This is a genomic window from Marinobacterium iners DSM 11526 (genome assembly GCF_900107855.1).
Lineage (GTDB): Bacteria > Pseudomonadota > Gammaproteobacteria > Pseudomonadales > Balneatricaceae > Marinobacterium > Marinobacterium iners.
In genome coordinates this window covers 126,045-143,509 of record NZ_FNRJ01000001.1, presented here as the reverse complement: position 1 = coordinate 143,509, position 17,465 = coordinate 126,045, and the positions used below count along the sequence as shown (strand labels likewise).

19 protein-coding genes are annotated in these 17,465 nt (G+C 56.2%); 7 read left to right on the top strand and 12 right to left on the bottom strand.

The genetic code is table 11. From position 1 onward, the window contains the following. Positions 1 to 47: 47 nt before the first annotated feature. The 5 genes from BLV48_RS00765 to BLV48_RS00745 form a co-directional block, all read right to left on the bottom strand. The gene (locus tag BLV48_RS00765; protein WP_091821557.1) at positions 48 to 371 is read right to left on the bottom strand and encodes a hypothetical protein; all 324 of its coding nucleotides are present in this window, start codon (positions 369 to 371) and stop codon (positions 48 to 50) included. Positions 372 to 483: 112 nt separating this feature from the next. Beyond that, a complete protein-coding gene (gene nfsA, locus BLV48_RS00760) occupies positions 484 to 1,221 on the bottom strand; it encodes an oxygen-insensitive NADPH nitroreductase (RefSeq protein ID WP_091821554.1) in 738 nt (245 codons plus the stop codon). A 30-nt stretch (positions 1,222 to 1,251) separates the two neighbouring features. After that, positions 1,252 to 1,836 (bottom strand): alpha-ketoglutarate-dependent dioxygenase AlkB family protein, encoded by a 585-nt coding sequence (locus BLV48_RS00755; protein ID WP_091821551.1) that lies wholly within the window; start codon positions 1,834 to 1,836, stop codon positions 1,252 to 1,254. Beyond that, complete coding sequence (locus BLV48_RS00750; protein ID WP_091821548.1) at positions 1,823 to 2,719, bottom strand: ribose-phosphate pyrophosphokinase; 897 nt, start codon at positions 2,717 to 2,719, stop codon at positions 1,823 to 1,825. Before BLV48_RS00750 ends, BLV48_RS00755 begins: the two co-directional genes overlap by 14 nt. After that, entirely contained in the window at positions 2,716 to 4,254 is a 1,539-nt protein-coding gene (locus BLV48_RS00745) for a thymidine phosphorylase family protein (RefSeq protein ID WP_175527556.1), read from the bottom strand. The genes BLV48_RS00750 and BLV48_RS00745 overlap by 4 nt, the downstream gene beginning before the upstream one ends. Positions 4,255 to 4,426: 172 nt before the next feature. Here BLV48_RS00745 and purU point away from each other — a divergent pair, with 172 nt between their 5' ends. The 4 genes from purU to BLV48_RS00725 all read left to right on the top strand — a co-directional run bounded on the left by purU (position 4,427) and on the right by BLV48_RS00725 (position 7,398). After that, the gene (gene purU, locus BLV48_RS00740; protein WP_091821542.1) at positions 4,427 to 5,281 is read left to right on the top strand and encodes a formyltetrahydrofolate deformylase; all 855 of its coding nucleotides are present in this window, start codon (positions 4,427 to 4,429) and stop codon (positions 5,279 to 5,281) included. Positions 5,282 to 5,371: 90 nt separating this feature from the next. Then, on the top strand, positions 5,372 to 5,785 hold the full coding sequence (locus BLV48_RS00735; RefSeq protein WP_091821539.1) for a CBS domain-containing protein: 414 nt from the start codon (positions 5,372 to 5,374) through the stop codon (positions 5,783 to 5,785). A gap of 22 nt (positions 5,786 to 5,807) precedes the next feature. Next, positions 5,808 to 6,677 (top strand): DnaT-like ssDNA-binding domain-containing protein, encoded by an 870-nt coding sequence (locus BLV48_RS00730; protein ID WP_091821536.1) that lies wholly within the window; start codon positions 5,808 to 5,810, stop codon positions 6,675 to 6,677. Then, entirely contained in the window at positions 6,595 to 7,398 is an 804-nt protein-coding gene (locus BLV48_RS00725) for a replication protein P (protein ID WP_254774938.1), read from the top strand. The genes BLV48_RS00730 and BLV48_RS00725 overlap by 83 nt, the downstream gene beginning before the upstream one ends. A gap of 15 nt (positions 7,399 to 7,413) precedes the next feature. Here the strand turns inward: BLV48_RS00725 and BLV48_RS00720 are convergent, their stop codons facing one another. Further along, a complete protein-coding gene (locus BLV48_RS00720; RefSeq protein WP_091821530.1) occupies positions 7,414 to 8,487 on the bottom strand; it encodes a DUF3549 family protein in 1,074 nt (357 codons plus the stop codon). A gap of 179 nt (positions 8,488 to 8,666) precedes the next feature. Between BLV48_RS00720 and BLV48_RS00715 the strand changes: the two genes are divergently transcribed. Both BLV48_RS00715 and BLV48_RS00710 read left to right on the top strand, forming a co-directional pair. Then, on the top strand, positions 8,667 to 10,370 hold the full coding sequence (locus BLV48_RS00715) for a potassium/proton antiporter (protein ID WP_091821527.1): 1,704 nt from the start codon (positions 8,667 to 8,669) through the stop codon (positions 10,368 to 10,370). A 76-nt stretch (positions 10,371 to 10,446) separates the two neighbouring features. Continuing rightward, positions 10,447 to 12,009, top strand: a complete 1,563-nt coding sequence (locus BLV48_RS00710) for a cation:proton antiporter family protein (protein WP_091821524.1) — start codon at positions 10,447 to 10,449, stop codon at positions 12,007 to 12,009. Positions 12,010 to 12,042: 33 nt separating this feature from the next. Here the strand turns inward: BLV48_RS00710 and BLV48_RS00705 are convergent, their stop codons facing one another. Genes BLV48_RS00705 through BLV48_RS00680 form a run of 6 tightly spaced genes read right to left on the bottom strand, consistent with a single transcriptional unit; the run spans position 12,043 to position 16,862 of the window. Continuing rightward, positions 12,043 to 12,429 (bottom strand): CBS domain-containing protein, encoded by a 387-nt coding sequence (locus tag BLV48_RS00705; protein WP_091821521.1) that lies wholly within the window; start codon positions 12,427 to 12,429, stop codon positions 12,043 to 12,045. A 12-nt stretch (positions 12,430 to 12,441) separates the two neighbouring features. Next, positions 12,442 to 12,795 (bottom strand): transcriptional regulator, encoded by a 354-nt coding sequence (locus tag BLV48_RS00700; RefSeq protein ID WP_091821519.1) that lies wholly within the window; start codon positions 12,793 to 12,795, stop codon positions 12,442 to 12,444. Continuing rightward, positions 12,792 to 14,285: a DUF1538 domain-containing protein gene (locus tag BLV48_RS19525; protein ID WP_091821516.1), complete on the bottom strand. Its 1,494-nt coding sequence runs from the start codon at positions 14,283 to 14,285 to the stop codon at positions 12,792 to 12,794. Before BLV48_RS19525 ends, BLV48_RS00700 begins: the two co-directional genes overlap by 4 nt. A gap of 3 nt (positions 14,286 to 14,288) precedes the next feature. After that, positions 14,289 to 15,152: a potassium channel family protein gene (locus BLV48_RS00690; RefSeq protein WP_091821513.1), complete on the bottom strand. Its 864-nt coding sequence runs from the start codon at positions 15,150 to 15,152 to the stop codon at positions 14,289 to 14,291. Positions 15,153 to 15,180: 28 nt separating this feature from the next. Beyond that, positions 15,181 to 15,507: a YqcC family protein gene (locus tag BLV48_RS00685; protein ID WP_091821509.1), complete on the bottom strand. Its 327-nt coding sequence runs from the start codon at positions 15,505 to 15,507 to the stop codon at positions 15,181 to 15,183. A 2-nt stretch (positions 15,508 to 15,509) separates the two neighbouring features. Next, positions 15,510 to 16,862, bottom strand: coding sequence for a class II 3-deoxy-7-phosphoheptulonate synthase (locus BLV48_RS00680; protein ID WP_091821506.1), 1,353 nt, complete (start codon positions 16,860 to 16,862; stop codon positions 15,510 to 15,512). 213 nt (positions 16,863 to 17,075) lie between these two features. Here BLV48_RS00680 and BLV48_RS00675 point away from each other — a divergent pair, with 213 nt between their 5' ends. Continuing rightward, positions 17,076 to 17,465: an MbcA/ParS/Xre antitoxin family protein gene (locus tag BLV48_RS00675; protein ID WP_091821503.1), complete on the top strand. Its 390-nt coding sequence runs from the start codon at positions 17,076 to 17,078 to the stop codon at positions 17,463 to 17,465.

Below are 17,465 nucleotides of genomic sequence, written 5' to 3'. Positions count from 1 at the left end.
GTGTTACAGGATAACAATTGTCTGCCAGCCACTCGGTCCTGACAAGCTCAGGCGCACACTTTCTCGTGTTTGCGTTTGGCGGCAAGGTAACGGGGGGTTGGGCCCACATCTTCATAAATGGGCTCGTCATCCTCCACCCGAATCACCTTTTTGCCGGGTTTGTACGGCATATGGGCTTCGATGTCGGTCAGAATCGTGTGCAGAAGGACAGGTGTCAGCTCAGTAATATCCATGCCGTACACTTCCGCCAGTGCCTGCAGACGAACCAGATCTTCCTGTTCGATCGGCAAGGTGATGGTCTGCAAACGGGAACGGCGATGGGATTCATGTTCAAGCTGCTGCAGCAGTGTGTCGATATGGTTGCCGGGCATGGTGACGCTCCTCAGGCTGAAACTCGACAGAGCCCGCCGTTTCGGTTGCGGCGGGCACCTGCGTTCAGCATAGACGAGCCAGAATCAGCCTGCACGGGCAGCAGGCAAAAAATCAGCGCTTGATAAACCCCCGGGATTGCAGGAAGGGCAACATGTGTGGTCGTGCTTCCTTTACCAGCATGCCGGAAATCTGCTCACTCCAACTCATCTCCTTGTTGCCGCCGGTACGGGTGCGATAGTACTCGCGTACCGTCTCGTCATAGTCACGGATGACAGCCTCGTCCTGACTGTCATCGTAGCGGTCCTGTTTAAGCACCACTGACAGGGGAAGGCGTGGTTTGACTTCCGGGTTCTGATCGGGTTTGCCCAGGCACAGACCAAATACCGGATAGACCAGTTCAGGCAACTCCAGCAATTCGGCCACATCTGCAATCCTGTTGCGCAGGCCGCCAATATAAACACTGCCAAGCCCAAGTGACTCGGCTGCAACGGTGATATTTTGTGCAAACAGGGCACAGTCCAGTGAAGCGGTCAGGAATTGCTCGGTATAACCGGACTGCATCTCGGCTTCGTGCATTGAGCAGGCCAATTGGTGCCGCTTCATGTCAGCACAGAACACCAGAAACAGAGGCGCTTCGGCTACATAGGCCTGATTCCCGGCCATCTCGGCCAGTGCGTTGCGCTTCTCCCCCTGAGAAACTTGAATAACGGTGCAGGCCTGAATGAAGCTGGACGTGGCAGCCGCCTGTCCGGCCTTGATCAATGTTTCCACCGTGGCCTGATCGACAGGCTCCGAAGTGAATTTGCGGATGGAGCGGTGAGCATTGAGTAGTTCAATCGTCGGGTTCATGGCGTTTCTCCCAAAAGATGCGTGGCAGGATTATACATGGATCAGGCGAAAGGTCAGGTTGATGCGCGGTTCGCGGCAACGCCGGCTGCGTGGCAGGCAATGCTGCCAGTGGTGCTGGGTAGGGCCGGCCATCAGCAGCAGCGAACCGTGTTCCAGTATTAGAGTGTGAGTCTCGCGATGGGTATTGTGGCGCAGTCTGAAGCGGCGTTCGGCACCCAGGCTGATGGATGCGATCAGCGGGTTGGGGCCCAGTTCGGGCTCGTTGTCTGCATGCCAGCCCATGGCATCCTGACCATCGCGGTAGAGGTTCAGCAGCAGGGCGTTGAACGGCTGGCTGCACAGTGATTCCAGCCGCTGCTTCAGTGGCCGCAGAGTGGGTAACCAATCGCTGCCGGCCAGACGCAGCCCCGAATAGGTGTAATGAATCCCGGGGTCGGACTGAAATGCCTGCAGGCGCGGAATCAGATGTTCGCGGCCAAACAGCCGGATCCTATCCTGGCGCCAGTTCACCCGCTGCTGCAGCAGTTGCAGCAGACAATCAGCTTCCTTGCGCTCAAGGAAGCTCGGGAGGTAGTGCAACTCGGCGTCCGGCAGTGACAGTTCAGTCAGTGTCACGTTGTTGCATCAGCTCGCGCACCGCCTCGGCGATGGGGGGGGCGATATCGATCTGGTTGCTCAGGTGCGGGATGCAGGCGGTCGTGACCACATCGGCAATCTGAGTCAGGCGTGTATAGGCGTCGCCGGCAAAGATGCCGTGTACGCCGATGATGGTCGCTCTGGGCAGGCCGGCAGACTGCAGGTGGCTCAGGGTTTCCAGCATGGTACGACCGCTGGATATGATGTCATCCACCAGTACCGGAGTGCATTGCTGCCCCTGTTCAAGATCCGGCAGCGAGATGCTGACATCATAGTCACCACGGCGTTCCTTCTGCAGAATCTGGAACGGTACTCCGGCAAGACCGGCTACATGGGATACCCATTGTTCGCTTTCACTGTCGGGACCGATAAGCAAAGGGTCGCGGATATGCTGACCGATCCAGTGTGCAATCAATGGGGCGGCCTGAACCACGCGGGACGGGATGGTATAGATCTCGTCCAATGAGTGATAGCGGTGCAGGTGCGGATCCACGGTCACCAGATAATCGAAGGCCTCTGACAACAATCGGGCAAAGGGGCGGGAGCTGACACACTCGCCCGGTTTGAAGCGCTTGTCCTGTCGCATATAGGCCAGATAGGGGGTGACCAGACCTACCTCGGACGCCCCCATCTCGCGCAGAGTGTCCGCCAGGAACAGCAGTCGCAGCAGCCGCTCGTCAGGGTGAAACAGGTTGCAGAGGATGACACATCGGCGTCCCTTGCATTCGGTGTGTACCCGCAGATAGCTTTCGCCGTCGGGGAAGCGGCGTTGTTCCAGTACCCCCGCCTGCGCATCCAGCAGTCGAGCCAGTTGTGATGCCAGTGCCGGGTCGGAATCAGGATTGAACAGCAGAATACTCATGCGCAGGCTTCCTCGCTTGAATCGGTCAGTTCGATCACCTCCAGATGATCATTCAGATACTCTACCGCATAGTTGAGTTCGCCGGCATTCTCGGCGTGAATCATCATCAATACATCCTGACAGGCAACCCGGTCGCCGAGTTTGGCACAGATCTCAACCCCCGCCGCCGGATCAGCCGGAGCCCCCGCGAGCTTGGCAATCTTGGCTAGAATCCGGTTGTCGATCCGGTCCACGATGCCGTCACGGTCAGCCACCATTGCATAGCGGTAGGGCGCCACAGGTGGTACCTTGAGTCCACCCTGGGCGAGACAGATGGCGCGAAACTTGTCCCATGCGCTGCCGTTATCGAGGGTTTCTTCGGCCAGGACAACGCCCTCTTCAACGCTGATGCCCTTGACCATTGCCAGCATGGCACCGGCGACGCTGATGGCTCGTTCACGTAAATCCAGCGGGGCGTCGGCATGATTTTGCATCACTGCCAGCAGGTCATGTGCTTCAAGGGCCGGGCCAATGCCTCTGCCCACCGGTTGGGAGCCATCGGTAAAGAGGATTTTGAGTGTCAGGCCCAGATTCTCGGCAACGGCCTGAAAGCTTTCTGCCAGCCGTTCGCCGGCTTCCTGGCTGCGCACCTTGGCGGTAGGGCCAACCGGAATGTCGATCAGTACATGAGTAGCACCAGCTGCAATCTTTTTCGACAGTACAGACGCAATCAGCTGCCCCTCGCTATCGATATCCAGTGCTCGCTCGACCTGAATCAGCATATCATCGGCCGGGCTCAGTCGCATGGAGCCGCCCCATGCCAGACAGCCACCTTCAGCCCCGACTACCTGACGCATCTGCTCCAGTGTCAGGCTCACTTCGGTCAGTGTTTCCATGGTGTCGGCAGTACCGGCCGGAGAGGTGATGGCACGGGATGAGGTTTTGGGTACTGTCAGGCCGCAAGCGGTCAAAATGGATACCACGATCGGGGTGGTACGATTGCCGGGCAGACCGCCCACACAATGCTTGTCGACCACCATGGGGAGCTTCCAGTCTACAGTGCTGCCTGACTTGACCATTGCCTGAGTCAGGGAAGTGATCTCATTGTCATTAAGGCTGTCATCACCACAGGCGGTAATAAAGGCCGCCAGGTGCACATCGGCATAACGGCCATCCACAATATCATTGATAATGCTCTGGAACTGCAGATCGGTCAGCTCATGACCATATACTTTGGCACGGACATAGGATAGCGACTGCACCGGCTTGGGGTGTGACAGCCAGATGGGATCGTTATGCTCCAGTCTCAGACGCAGCCAGGCTGACTCTGAGAAGCCGACCTCCTCTTCACTGAGCAGATCGCTGGTGATGATATTGAGTGAGGCAATCAGGTGCTGGTTCTGATGGGTCGTTACCAGCACGCGTGACAGGCTTTCAAACCCTTCAGAACGGCAGACATGACTCTGGGCCGGCAGGTAAAGGGTGGGCTCGTGGTGTGTATCTATTCCGAGCCGGCGGGCCTTGAGAGGCGCCATGCGCTCAGGGGTCAGCATCATCATTATTGCGGATCTCCGATCGGTTACAGCCTTTGGCTCAGTGTAACCCAACAGCGGCAATTGCGGATATTCAGCTTTCCATCTCGCATCGGGTCGAGGTGCTGTCGAGAGAAGGGCGCTGCTGTTAGAATGTTCGATTCGACTTTGGATCTATCAGGATTAGAGCACATCTATGGAACGCCGTTACCGTTTGGTTCTTTCCTGCCCGGATCGGGTGGGTATTGTTGCGATGGTCAGTAACTTCATCTCCAGCCATGGTGGCTCCATTGCAGACGCCAACCAGCATTCCGACCCGGTGACTGGTCGCTTTTTCATGCGGGTTGAGATCAGTGCGGCCACATTGCCGTTCACGCTTGCGCAGCTGCAGGAGGCATTCGCACCGATTGCTGCTTCTTTTCAGATGGACTGGGAGATCAACGACTCTTCTCGCCCCAAGCGTGTTGTACTGATGGCCAGCCGCGAGTCTCACTGTCTGGCTGATCTGCTGTATCGCTTTCACAGCAAGGAGCTGTTCTGCGATATTCCCTGCGTGATCTCCAACCACGACGACCTGCGCAGTATGGTGGAGTGGCACGGTATTCCTTACCACCATGTACCGGTCGACCCGGCTGACAAGTCTCCACACTTCGCCGAAGTAAACCGCTTGATCAATGACTACGAAGCCGATGTCGTGGTGCTGGCGCGCTACATGCAGATCCTGCCGCCGGACCTGTGCGACCGTTACCCACACCGTATTATCAATATCCACCACAGCTTCCTGCCTTCATTTGCCGGTGCCAAGCCCTATCATCAGGCCCATGACCGGGGGGTGAAGCTGATAGGTGCCACCTGTCATTATGTGACCGAGGATCTGGATGCGGGTCCGATCATTGATCAGGACGTGACCCGAATCAGCCATCGAGACCTGCCTGAAGATATGGTTCGGCTGGGACGTGATGTCGAAAAGACGGTACTGGCACGGGGGCTGCGATGGCACCTGGAAGATCGGGTGCTGGTCCATGGTAACAAGACGGTTGTGTTTTCCTGAACCCATGGTGGCTGGTCGGGGTCTGAACTAGTATTAACGCAAGGGCAGGCTGCCGCGCGCTACCTGGTAAGTCTACAAAAGGAGCTTCACATGCTCAGATCAGTTAAAGCACAGGATTACATGGCCACTCGCCTGATCTCATTCGGGCCGGAGACTCATCTGTTCGATGCTATCCGTGCGATGCAGGAATATGGTATCTCTGGTGCACCCGTAGTGGATGTGGATGGTTGTCTGGTCGGCATGCTGTCAGAGCTGGATTGCCTCAAGGCAATTCTGAGCCAAACCTACCATGAGGAAGAGATGGGCAGTGGTGGCCATGTGGCAGACTACATGACCCGCAACGTTGATACGGTCTCCCATGATGCCGACCTGACCGCTGTAGCGCATCAGTTTATTACGCACGGGCGGCGGCGTCTGCCGGTGGTTAAGGCCGGCAAGCTGGTTGGCCAGATCAGCCGTCGTGATGTACTGCGTGCCGTGGAAGAATTTGCCAAGGACGGTTGAGTGAAATCAAGAGACATCAACCATGAGTGATTGGCTGCCGGAAGCGCCACTGCTGTTTTATCCCTCTTTGGCGCATCGCCTGGGCAGTGATGAGGCATTGCTGCTTTATATTTATACCGACTATAGTCGCCTGGCGGGCATGAAAGCGGATGATGGCTGTGTGGAGTGCATACTGCCTCACAGCCGCTGGCTGCAGCTCGCCGGTTTCTGGAGCGAAGAGCGGCTGCGCACAGCCACTGAAAGCCTGGAGCGGCAAGGATGTTTGCAGGCTAATCTTAGTCAGGGAGGCAGTGTCCGGCTGCGGTTGCTGCCACTGCCGCAGCAGGTAAGTGAACCTGCGCCCGAGGCTCATGCAGACAGTCGCCCGCCCTCTCAGCCCGCCGTACAGCAGTTGCCGGTATATGACGCTCCGCCGCCAAGACCTGCGCGGCGCGAGACCATGATGCAGCGCAAGGGGCCTGCTCCCACCTTTGGTGGCAGCATAGGCTGGCGCCGTCACAAAGATGAGCTGCAGGCGATCTTTGAACAGGCGGAAGAACGCAACCAGCAGCTGCAGTCGATGTTTCTGGGCTGGGAGCCTTCTGACATGTTTCACGCCATGCTGCCGCGTCACTCGATTCCTGCGGAATTCGCAAGCGGTTGCCTGGACGAGTTCGTTTTGTATTGGCTCGACAAGGATCGCAAGGAAAGCAACTGGGATCAGAAGTTTCTGGCCTGGGTGAAACGCGAGTGGGTCAAGAAGCAGACGCGGGATGCACGGGAGCAGCGCTATGAACAGGAACGCCAGTCAGTCGTAACAGGGGGCAGTGATGAAAACACCCGCCGGGATTCTCGGGAAAAGCGCAAACGGATTACCGCAGCCATCATGGACATCAAGGACACCGACTGGTAGCGACGCACGCGAGCAGGCTCAGGTCCAGCCGATCAGTTCCGAGACCAAAACGCTGGTGAACATGATTTTCGCCCGTTTCATGGCGATCTATGGGCACAAATTCAAAAGCTGTTTTGAAACTGAAGATGAGCTGCGTATCGCCAAGCGCGAGTGGGCACTCAGTTTGCGCGGCTATGGCGAGTCGGAGCTGGTTGCTGCCGTCAATCGCTGCAAGGAAACCCTCGCCTGGATGCCGACCATCTCGGAGTTCCTTGCCCTGTTGCGAGAGATCAGCGGTGATCATGGCCTTCCGGGCATGCGCGATGCCTATATAGAAGCCTGCATGCACGCCGAACATCCACTTGAACATCAATGGAACCACCCGGCGGTGTATCATGCCGGCCGCGAGACCGGCTGGTTCAGGCTGCGCAGCGAAGAGGAGCGGCAGGTGCTGCCGGCTTTCAGCTACCAGTACGAGGTCATGTGCCGGCGTGTGCGCGAGGGCGAATCGCTGGAGCAACCGGTACCCCAGGCGATTGAAAACAAGCAGGCCAATACCGTTGCCGACTTTATTCAGCGTTTTACGGCCCAGCATGATCTGGAGCCGGAAGAGGGCGCTACACTGCTGTATTACCTGACCCTGCCTCGCGGCAGCAAAATTCGTCAGCGGATGCAGCAACAGTCACAACAGAAACTGGACCAGCGTTCGGCCGGGATCACCTTGCCGGATGAGGCGCACTGACTCAATCGCCTCTGTTCAATGTGTATCGGTGGGCGTGGCAAAACTCTGACCGAACATCTCCCCGATCGCCTGACTCAAGCACTCACTGCGTTCCGGGTTACGAAACGCTTGTAAAATCAGGGCCCGGTGTACCGGCATGAACATCAGTTCCGCCAGAATGCGGCTGAATCCGATTTGACCTGCCTTGCCTTCTGCCAGCCGCTCCAGAAATACCTGCAGAACTTTTGGTGCCATCAGTGCACTGTCACACCGGGTCGCGATCACGGTCACTACCTCAGGCTCCAGAGCATGTGGAGTGGCCAGCACATCCAGCACCAGGTGCTGCTTGGCCGCTTCGTCCGTAATGTTGGACAATGCCCGGCACAGAGCGGCAACGCGGTTACTGTCAGTGCCTGTCAGGGATTGCTGCAGCTGCTGTTCCAGTTCAGCCTGAAGGGCCGGGCCGGGTTTAACATGTTCCAGCAGTGGACAAAGCGTTTCCAGAACGGCCGCCGGCATTTCGGGCAGGCGATGCCTGAGGGCCTGGGCGTTGCCATCCTGATCCAGCCGCATGATGAAATCGGCCAGCCCCTGATAGGCAAGTGTCTGCCACGCATCAAGCGGCAGCTGGGCGCTGAACCAGGCTTGGGTACGTTCGTAATGGGGTGACGCCGGTGACTGCATTTCGCGGGCAGCCAGAGCGTGGAAAGCAGCCATGCGGCTCTGCTCGGGAGTAAAGGAGTAGGGGTTGTCCTTCAGCGCGTCCTCATCCAGCTGGCCGTTTTTGCTATTGATCACATTCTGGATCAGGCGGTTGAGCAGGTCATCCCGTGCTGCTGGCGCGATCAACCCCTGTTCGTCCAGGGGCAAACGCAAAAACCAAACCGCATTTTCCTGTTTGCGTTTCGGATTCCAGATCAGCAGCGCCAGCCAGGCAAGATGCTGGAAAGGTGTCGGGTAGGCCAGTTGAGAGTCTTCAATACGGCGAAACTGGTCCTGACTTAATTTGCTGATTCGCCGCCCCATATCAAATACCCGAAGGGCAGCACCGCTGGTACGCAGTAGTTCGGTGATTGAGTCGGGCAGAGCAGTTTCAGTATTGGCAGGCATAGTGTTCACACGGCTTGCTGTTGGTCGGGCAGCCATTTTATCAGCTGAGGCGCACAAATGCAGATCAGCCAAGGGCCTGTCCTGTATGTGGAAACAAAGCATGTTGCACCAGCCAGCGTTTGTTAAGTCACGCTTGTGATAAAATTCCGACTTAATATGGATAAAGGCTATTCCGTACGATGATCCTCACGCTTCTGTTTGCCAGCGCGATGCTGCTGATCAGCATCCTCCTGAGTCCGCTTTCCAACCGTATCGGCATGCCGGTGCTGTTACTGTTTTTGGGTGTTGGGCTGCTGGCCGGTCAGACTCAGATGGGGCAAAACCTGTCGGCGGATGTGGAAAGCACGTTTTTTGTCGGCCACCTGGCGCTGGCGATCATTTTGCTGGATGGTGGCATGCGTACCCGTATCGAGACGTTCCGGGTCGGGCTACGGCCTGCTTTGGCGCTGGCGACCTTCGGAGTTGTTATCACGGCCGCCGTGACCGGTCTGGCAGCCTGGTGGATTCTCGAGTTGCCACTGCTGCATGCGTTGCTGATCGGCACCATCATCTCTTCAACCGATGCTGCCGCTGTATTTGCGTTGCTGCAGAATCACGGCCTGCGTCTGAACCAGCGTGTCAGTGCAACCCTTGAGATTGAGTCGGGCAGCAACGATCCGATGGCGATCTTCCTGACAATCATCCTGCTGGAACTGATTACGCGAGATACACCTCCCGGGGTGGCTGAAGCGGCGCTATTACTGGGCAAACAGCTGGCGCTGGGGGCGCTGGGTGGCCTGGCCGGCGGTTGGGCCATGGCGCGGCTGCTGCCGCGGCTGGATCTGCAGCCGGCCTTTTATCCGTTGCTGGTAACAGCTGCGGGTCTGACCGTTTTCTCCGTGGTTTATCTGCTCGATGGCAGTGGTTTTCTTGCCATTTACCTTATGGGGATTCTGATCGGCAACCGTGGGCTGCGTAAACTGGATGATATCCTGCAGGTGCATGATGGTCTGGCGTGGCTGGCCCAGCTGAGCCTGTTTTTGATGCTGGGACTGCTGTTGTCCCCTCATGACAAGCTTGCCTTTGTGCCGGAAGGCATTGCGTTGGGTGCCGTGCTGATCCTGCTGGCCAGGCCTCTATCGATCGCACTGACGCTCTGGCCGTTCGGCTTTCGCTGGCGTGAGCAGCTGTTCATCGCCTGGGTGGGTCTGCGCGGGGCCGTGCCAATTGTACTGGCGCTGTTTCCGTTAATGGCGGGTCTGGATAATGCAGCGTTGTTCCCCACCATCGCCTTTATTGTGGTGATCATGTCGCTGCTGCTGCAGGGGACAACGCTGGCACGGGTAGCACGCTGGTTGAAACTTGAACTGCCAGCCGAGCCTGAAGCGATGCGCCGCCTGAGTCTTGAATGGTCCATGGAACAGAATCATCGAGTTTGGGTATTTGAACTTGATGGTGAACACTGGACTCCGGCCAGAACCCTGCAAGGGGTTAAGCTGCCGGGCAATATTGTGATCAGTGCAGTGCTGCGCGGCAGGGAGCTTCTGCCCTGGACGTCTGAACTCAAACTGCAGTCTGGGGACCGGCTGGCGGTGATTGGTAATGATGAAGCGGAAAAACCACTGGCGCGTTTGTTCAGCTCTGTCGAATCAATCCCTGCGTTGAAGGAGCGCACTTTCTTCGGCGCCTTTGAGCTCAACGCCAACATCGAACTGGCGGCACTGGCACAGAACTTCGGTGTGGCTGTGCCCCCGGATCAGGCGGAGCAACAACTGTCTGAATATATTCGTGAACGCCTGCATACGGCTCCGGTAGTGGGCGACCGGGTGCCCCTGGGGGCCATTGAGCTGGTGGTCAAGGCGGTTGAGGCGGGTCAGGTTACGCGGGTTGGCCTGAAGTTCTGATCCTGATCGCTGACACCTTTGACCTGACATGGTTTAATGCCATCCCGCGCACAGAGTCACATAAGGAGAGTACCGCGTGATCGAAGCTGTCTGGATTATCTTTGCCTTTTCGTTGGGAATGGCGGTCAAGCTGGTGGGGTTGCCGCCGCTGATCGGTTATCTGGCGGCGGGCTTTGCCATCGTGGCCGCAGGTGATATTGCAGGTATTCCTGTTGAAGGCACCGATGTACTCGCACATCTGGCTCATCTGGGTGTTCTGCTGCTTCTGTTCACGGTGGGGTTGAAGCTCAAGGTACGCAATCTGGTGCGCCCTGAGGTGATTGGCGGAGGCGTGCTCCACTTTGTCATCTCTATCTTGCTTTTCATGCCCGGTATACATTTCTTTATGGAGCTGGACTGGTACACCTCTCTGATGCTGGGTATTGCTCTCTCCTTTTCCAGCACGGTACTGGCCGCCAAGGTGCTGGAGTCCAAGCGGGAACTGCGTGCCTTTCACGGCAGGGTCGCGATCGGAATTCTGATTGTGCAGGACCTTCTGGCACTGCTGGTGCTGGCGCTGGCCAGCGGCAAAACGCCTTCCATGTGGGCACTGGTAGTGTTTGGCATACCGCTTCTGCGACCAATACTGTACAAGGTGCTTGATGTCAGCGGGCATGACGAACTGCTTGTGTTGCTGGGGCTGTTGCTGGCGCTGGTGATAGGTGGGCATGGCTTTGAAAGTATTGGCCTCAGCTCTGAGCTGGGTGCACTGGCGTTCGGTGCTCTACTGGCCAATCACAAGCGAGCAGGAGAGCTGTCTCAGTCGCTTTGGAGCATCAAGGAAGTATTTCTGGTGGGCTTCTTCCTGCAAATCGGTATGGGTGGTCTGCCGGATATGGATGCGATTGTGTTCGCGGTGGTAATGGGTGTGCTGCTGCCGCTGAAAGGGATTCTGTTCTTCTTCCTGCTGCTGATGTTCAAACTGCGGGCACGCAGTGCCTTCCTGTCGGGCCTGAGCCTGACCAATTACAGTGAGTTCGGCCTTATTGTGGCCAGTATTGTGCTGCCGCAGTGGCTGATTCCGCTGGCAATTGCGGTGTCGGTGTCATTCCTGATATCCGCACCGCTGTACCGTATGGCGCACCCCTTGTACGATCGTTTCGGTGACTGGCTGTCGCGTTTCGAGCGCAAGGGCTTTCATCCAGACGAGCAGCCGCTGTCGCTGGGTGATGCGCGCATACTGGTGATTGGTATGGGACGTACAGGCACGGCAGCCTATGATCACCTTAAAAAACGCAATATTGACATGGTAGGACTGGACTCAGACCCGGCCAAAGTGGCTGAGCACCAGCATAGAGGCCGTCATGTGGTGTTCGCTGATGCCGAGGATATTCAACTCTGGAAGAACCTTGAAGCGCCTGAGCTGGAGTATGTGATATTGGCAGCCAATGATGTGGAAGCCAAGGTCATAGCGGCACGTCAGTTGCGACAGTCCGGCTTCGAAGGCGTGATTGTGGCGCACAGCATGTTTGCTGACCACGCTGATGCAATCACGCGCGCAGGCGCTGACCACACCTACCAGACCATGGCTGAAACCGGTGTAGGTCTGGCCGAACATATTTTCAGTGTGGGTAAACGCAAGCAGCAGGAAGTGATATAACGAAAGATTGAGCCCGGGTATTTTCAGCCGGGCTCAATCAATTTCCTGCAACAGGGTTTCTACCATGTCATCCATGGTCACCAGTCCGATAAGATCGTTGTCTTCGACGACCAGAATACGCTTGATTCTGTGCTGCGACATCAACTCGGCCACATGTCGAACAGCCAGACTCTTGCCAACGCTCAAGGCAGGTTTCACGCACACATCATAGACGTTGAGCAAATCAATATCGCCGCTTTCCGCGATCACGGTTTTCACAATATTGGTATAGGTGATCAGACCATACGCGTCGTAGTCATGGTTCTTGTCCACAACCAGAGACTTCAGATCCCGGCGTTTCATCATGCTGAGGGCTTCGCGCAGTGTTGCGAAGGGCGAAATCATCACGACATCGCGGACCATTACATCTTGTACCAGCATGGTAATCTCCTGTCAGAGTGAATCTTTTAGATGTTGTTCAAACTTCTGGATTTGTGCCATATCCATTCCGCGCAAGTGCTCAAGCGGGAGGCTGAATACCAGTCCCTTTGAGTTACAGGCGTCATCGGCATGAAGGATGGCATCAAACGCCTTCAGTATTTCCAGGGAGAGTTGACGTTCAAGCACCATAAGCAACACGGACTGATTGCCGTCGTAGGCAAAGCCGAAAAAGGTCTTGCGAGTTTCGTTGCTTATACCGCGTCCCTGAATAATGGTAATCCCTCCAGCGCCCAGCTCTCGGGCCCTGTCGACACACTGTTGCTCCATATCTTCAGGCACAATACCGACTACGGCTGTGAATTTCATACGGACTCCTGTTTGACTCTACGGTTGGCCCAATCAGCCCAGATGGCATAAAGCATGACGGTTACAATCGGAAAGATTGAGGCAAAGGCGATCAGGCCAAAACCATCAATCAATACGTTACGACCATCAATCTGACTGGCAAGACCGATTCCCAGTGCGGTTACCAGTGGGACGGTCACTTCTGACGTTGTAACTCCACCCAAGTCGTAGGCCAGTGCTACGATGTAGCGCGGAGCGATAAGTGTAAGGCCAATCACCAGAATGTAACTGCCAATAATGTAATAGTGCAGAGGGTCTCCATGGACCAGTCGCCACACACCCAACGTGATGCCCACAGCGACACCCAATGCCACCAGCAGGCGAATGGTGGCAGCGTTGATTTGGCCAACTGCCGCTTCTTCGGCCTGCTTGCCCACAGCCAGCAGTGCTGGTTCCGCCATGGTGGTGGCAAAGCCGATCATGAAGGCAAAGAGGTAGATCAACAGATAACCCTCACGGGCTATCAGCTGTTCTGCCATGCTGGTGCCGATCGGGAACAGTCCCAGTTTCAGGCCGATAACAAAAGCGTACAGGCCGACGATAACCAGTATAAAGCCGAAGATGACCTGACGAGGGTTTGCCAGTGGACGGCGGAGAATCAGGTACTGGAAAAAGAGGATGGTGATAATGATTGGCAGCACATCGCGCACCATCGTGGCGAGATCCAGCAGGCCTTTTAGTACTGGATGTATGCTGTTGCCGTTCCCCTCGCTTGATGACGTTAGCAGTTCGGTATTGGGGGCAGGCTGTGAGTATACCCACGCCCCGTAAAGCTGTACGCTGATCATCGGAACCATTACAGCCATGGCTACCAGCCCAAAGCCATCCTTGAGCGGGCTGCGACCACGAATCGAGGATGCGAGGCCAATGCCAAGAGCGGCAATCAGAGGGACAGTGACTACATTGGTTGTTACACCGCCGGAATCGTAGGCAAGGCCAACAATTTCTTCCGGTGCGAAGAAGGTGACAACGACCACTACAATGTAGCCAACGATCATGTAGTGGTGGATGGGGTGGCCGAAAATGATTCGGAACACCCCTAAGGCGATAACGGCGCCCACTGAGGCGGCAACCAGTAATCGCAACGTAAGAGCATCAATGCGTCCATTGCTGATCTGCTGTGCCTGATCGGCAACTGCAATCAGTGCAGGTTCCGCGACCACAGCGGAAAAGCCCAGACAGAAGCCGAATCCCAGCAGTATCGGTAAAGACCCCTGACGGGCAAACTGGTTGGAAAGGCTTTTGCCGACCGGAAAAATACCCAGTTCCAGTCCCTGTAGAAAGAGCGCCACCCCAACGGCAACAATCAGCAAGCCCCCAGCCATGGCGAGGCTGTTTTCTGGGACTTGCTGTAGAATAACCAGCTGAAACAGCAGTACAACTGCAACGATGGGCAGCAGGTTCTTTAACGCGTGGAGAAAGCTGTGACCAAGTTCACTCAGGTAATTCACAGGCTAGTCTCCTCGAGTTGTTTTTCCTTGTTCTGATGTGACATCAACGGGTCGGTTTTGTGCCGACTCAAGTAGAATCAGGGCGCGCTCAAGCTTTGCTTCAATGCGTTCCAATCTGTTTTCCAGGTGGTGGATGCGTTCCAGATTCTGCTGTTCCTTGATGGCGATCTCGCCCTCATCCTTTTCGATGAAAAATACTGAAAAACTGGCCGTCAGCAGTGAAAACATGCAAATCCCGATCAGAATCAGTATCGCGCCAAACAGTCTGCCCTCGTTTGTGGCGGGTACGATATCACCATAGCCTACGGTGGTGATTGTGACCCAGGCCCACCAGATACCATCCCAGGGGGTATCGAATGCAGGATCAAGAGTGGATATCACCAGGCCTGAAATGATCAGAAATATGAAACAGATCAGCAGTGTCGTGCCGAGATTGTGACGTGCCAGAATGGAGCGCAGATCGCGTGACACCTTGAACAGAATGCCAACTACAACCATCAGACGCAGCATGCGGATGGCACCGGCATAGAAAGAGTGGGCGCCCCATATGGCAGGCAGGCCGCCGACAATGATAACCACAGTCATCCAGTTCTGGCGCAGATATCGTCCTCGGTCCTGTACGACCAGTAACATGATTGTAAGCTCGGCCACAAATCCGAGCCAAATCAGCCAGTCTGTAAACAGGTTTGAACGCTCATTGCCCAGGTTCTGGGAGCGCATGTACCAATCTACCATGATCCAGAGAGCAAGAAACAGCATGGGCCATTCAAGCCGTTTGCCCCAGCGTTTGGCCCTGGGGCTTTCGGAGGGGTCTACACCACCAAAGCCGATGCGGAACAGAAAGTTGTCATGTTTCTCGTAAGCCATGAATTGCGGTCCATGTTTGGGTGTCGGCTCAGTGCAGCGTGCAGAGGGTCTTGTCCAACTGCTCGATCAGCTCGAGCAGTTGGTCTGTGTCTGCCTGTACCTGCTTGAACACCTCTTCCGCCATGGGATGGATTTGACTGCTGTGAGGCAGCGAAACCTCCTGGCGGATCATCTCCTGCAGCCGGGGTATCAGCAGCCACTGCAGCCACTCGGTGAAGTGCAGGGTGTCAACACAGAAAGGCTGGGTACTGGCCAGCGCCTGCGCACTGGGAGGACTGGACTGCCAGAGTTCCAGTTCCTCCATCTCGGTTCTGATCTTGAGCAACAGGACGGATACCTGTTCAGTACGTTGCATGTTTACTCCTTGCGTGCGGCCTTGAGTGTATCGGCGATCAGGAATGCCAGTTCCAGTGACTGATCGGCATTGAGGCGCGGATCACACTGGGTATGATAGCGATCGGCCAGTCCCTCTTCGGTGATCTGATAAGCGCCGCCGATGCATTCGGTAACATCGTTGCCGGTCATCTCGAAGTGAACGCCGCCGGCATGGGTGCCTTCGGCATTGTGCACTTCGAAGAAGCCCTTCATCTCGGTCAGAATCGAATTTACGCTACGGGTCTTGTAGCCACTGGAGGCCTTGATGGTATTGCCGTGCATTGGGTCGGAGCTCCACACCACGTGGTGACCACTGGCCTTTACTGCGCGCACAAGCGGTGGCAAAAGCTCAGTGATCTTGTCGGCGCCCATGCGCGCAATCAGGGTGATGCGGCCCGGAATCTGGCTTGGGTTAAGAATATCAAGCAGATGCAGCAGGTCGTCCGGCTGCGTGCTCGGTCCGACCTTGATGCCGACCGGGTTGCGCACGCCTCGCAGGAACTCCACATGAGCATGATCCGGCTGACGGGTACGGTCACCGATCCAAAGCATATGTGCAGAGCAGTCATACCAGTCGCCGGTCAGGCTGTCCTGACGTGTCAGGGCTTCTTCGTAGCCCAGCAGCAGCGCCTCATGCGAGGTGTACAGGCTGGTTTCCTTCAGCTGCGGGGTATTGGCCGAGCTGATGCCGCAGGCTTCGATGAATGCCATGGTCTGGTCGATCTGGTCGGCCAGATGTTGAAATTTCTCACTCTGTGGGCTTTGCTGCACGAAGCCCTGCGTCCACTGATGCACCCGGTGCAGGTCGGCAAAACCACCGGTTGCGAATGCCCGCAGCAGGTTCAGTGTGGCCGCCGACTGGTGGTAGGCGGACAGCAGGCGCTGCGGATCGGGAGTACGGGCTTCGGCGGTGAATTCGATGCCGTTGATGATATCGCCACGATAGCTGGGCAGTTCAATACCGTTGATGGTTTCGGTATCGGCCGAGCGAGGCTTGGCAAACTGACCGGCCATGCGACCGATCTTGATCACCGGGCAACTGCCGGCAAAGGTCATGACGACCGACATCTGCAGCAGCACCTTGAAGGTATCGCGAATTTTGTTGGCGTTGAATTCGGTAAAGCTTTCGGCACAGTCCCCGCCTTGCAGCAGGAACGCCTTGCCTTCGGCCACCTGAGCCAGGTCCTGAGTCAGAGAGCGGATCTCCCCGGCAAACACCAGCGGCGGATATTCGCTCAGCGTGCGCTCGACCTGATACAGGGCTGCTTGATCAGGGTAGGTCGGGTGCTGCTTGATCGGTTTGCTGCGCCAGCTTTCGGGTGTCCAGGGTTCCATTTACTCTCTCACTGAAAATCGATTAAACAAGAACTTCGATCTTACCACAATGCAGGCACGGCGCATCTTGGCAAGTGCTTGCCAGGCAACCCGTTTCGGTCAGTTGTTCAGAAGGGCATGAGTGGGTCTGAGTGTCCCTATAGGGACTAAAATTGATATTTGTATATCTGTAGACTATATTGAGCTTAATGCAAATGGCTTGAGGTATTCATTGTGTTGGCCAAATCAGAACATGCCGCGAAAACGGATGAGCGACGCAGATCCGAGGTCGCACTCAAGGCGTTCTTTCGTATTACGGAAGGTTGGGGGCTAGGTAATCAGGAACAGCAGGTATTGTTGGGAAGTCCACCACGCAGTACTTTTTATAAGTGGAAAAAAGGCGAAGGCCCAGCTATCAGCGGGGATACACTGGAGCGCATCTCCTATATTTTGGGCATCTACAAGGCGTTGCGCATATTGTTTCCCACCGAAGAGCAGGCCAACGCCTGGCCACGCAAGGCAAACCGGGAGTTTGATGGCGAGTCGGCCATCTCCGTGATGCTCAAGGGCAGGGTGATCAATCTGGCTGATGTCAGGCGTTACCTTGATGCAGTGCGAGGCTGA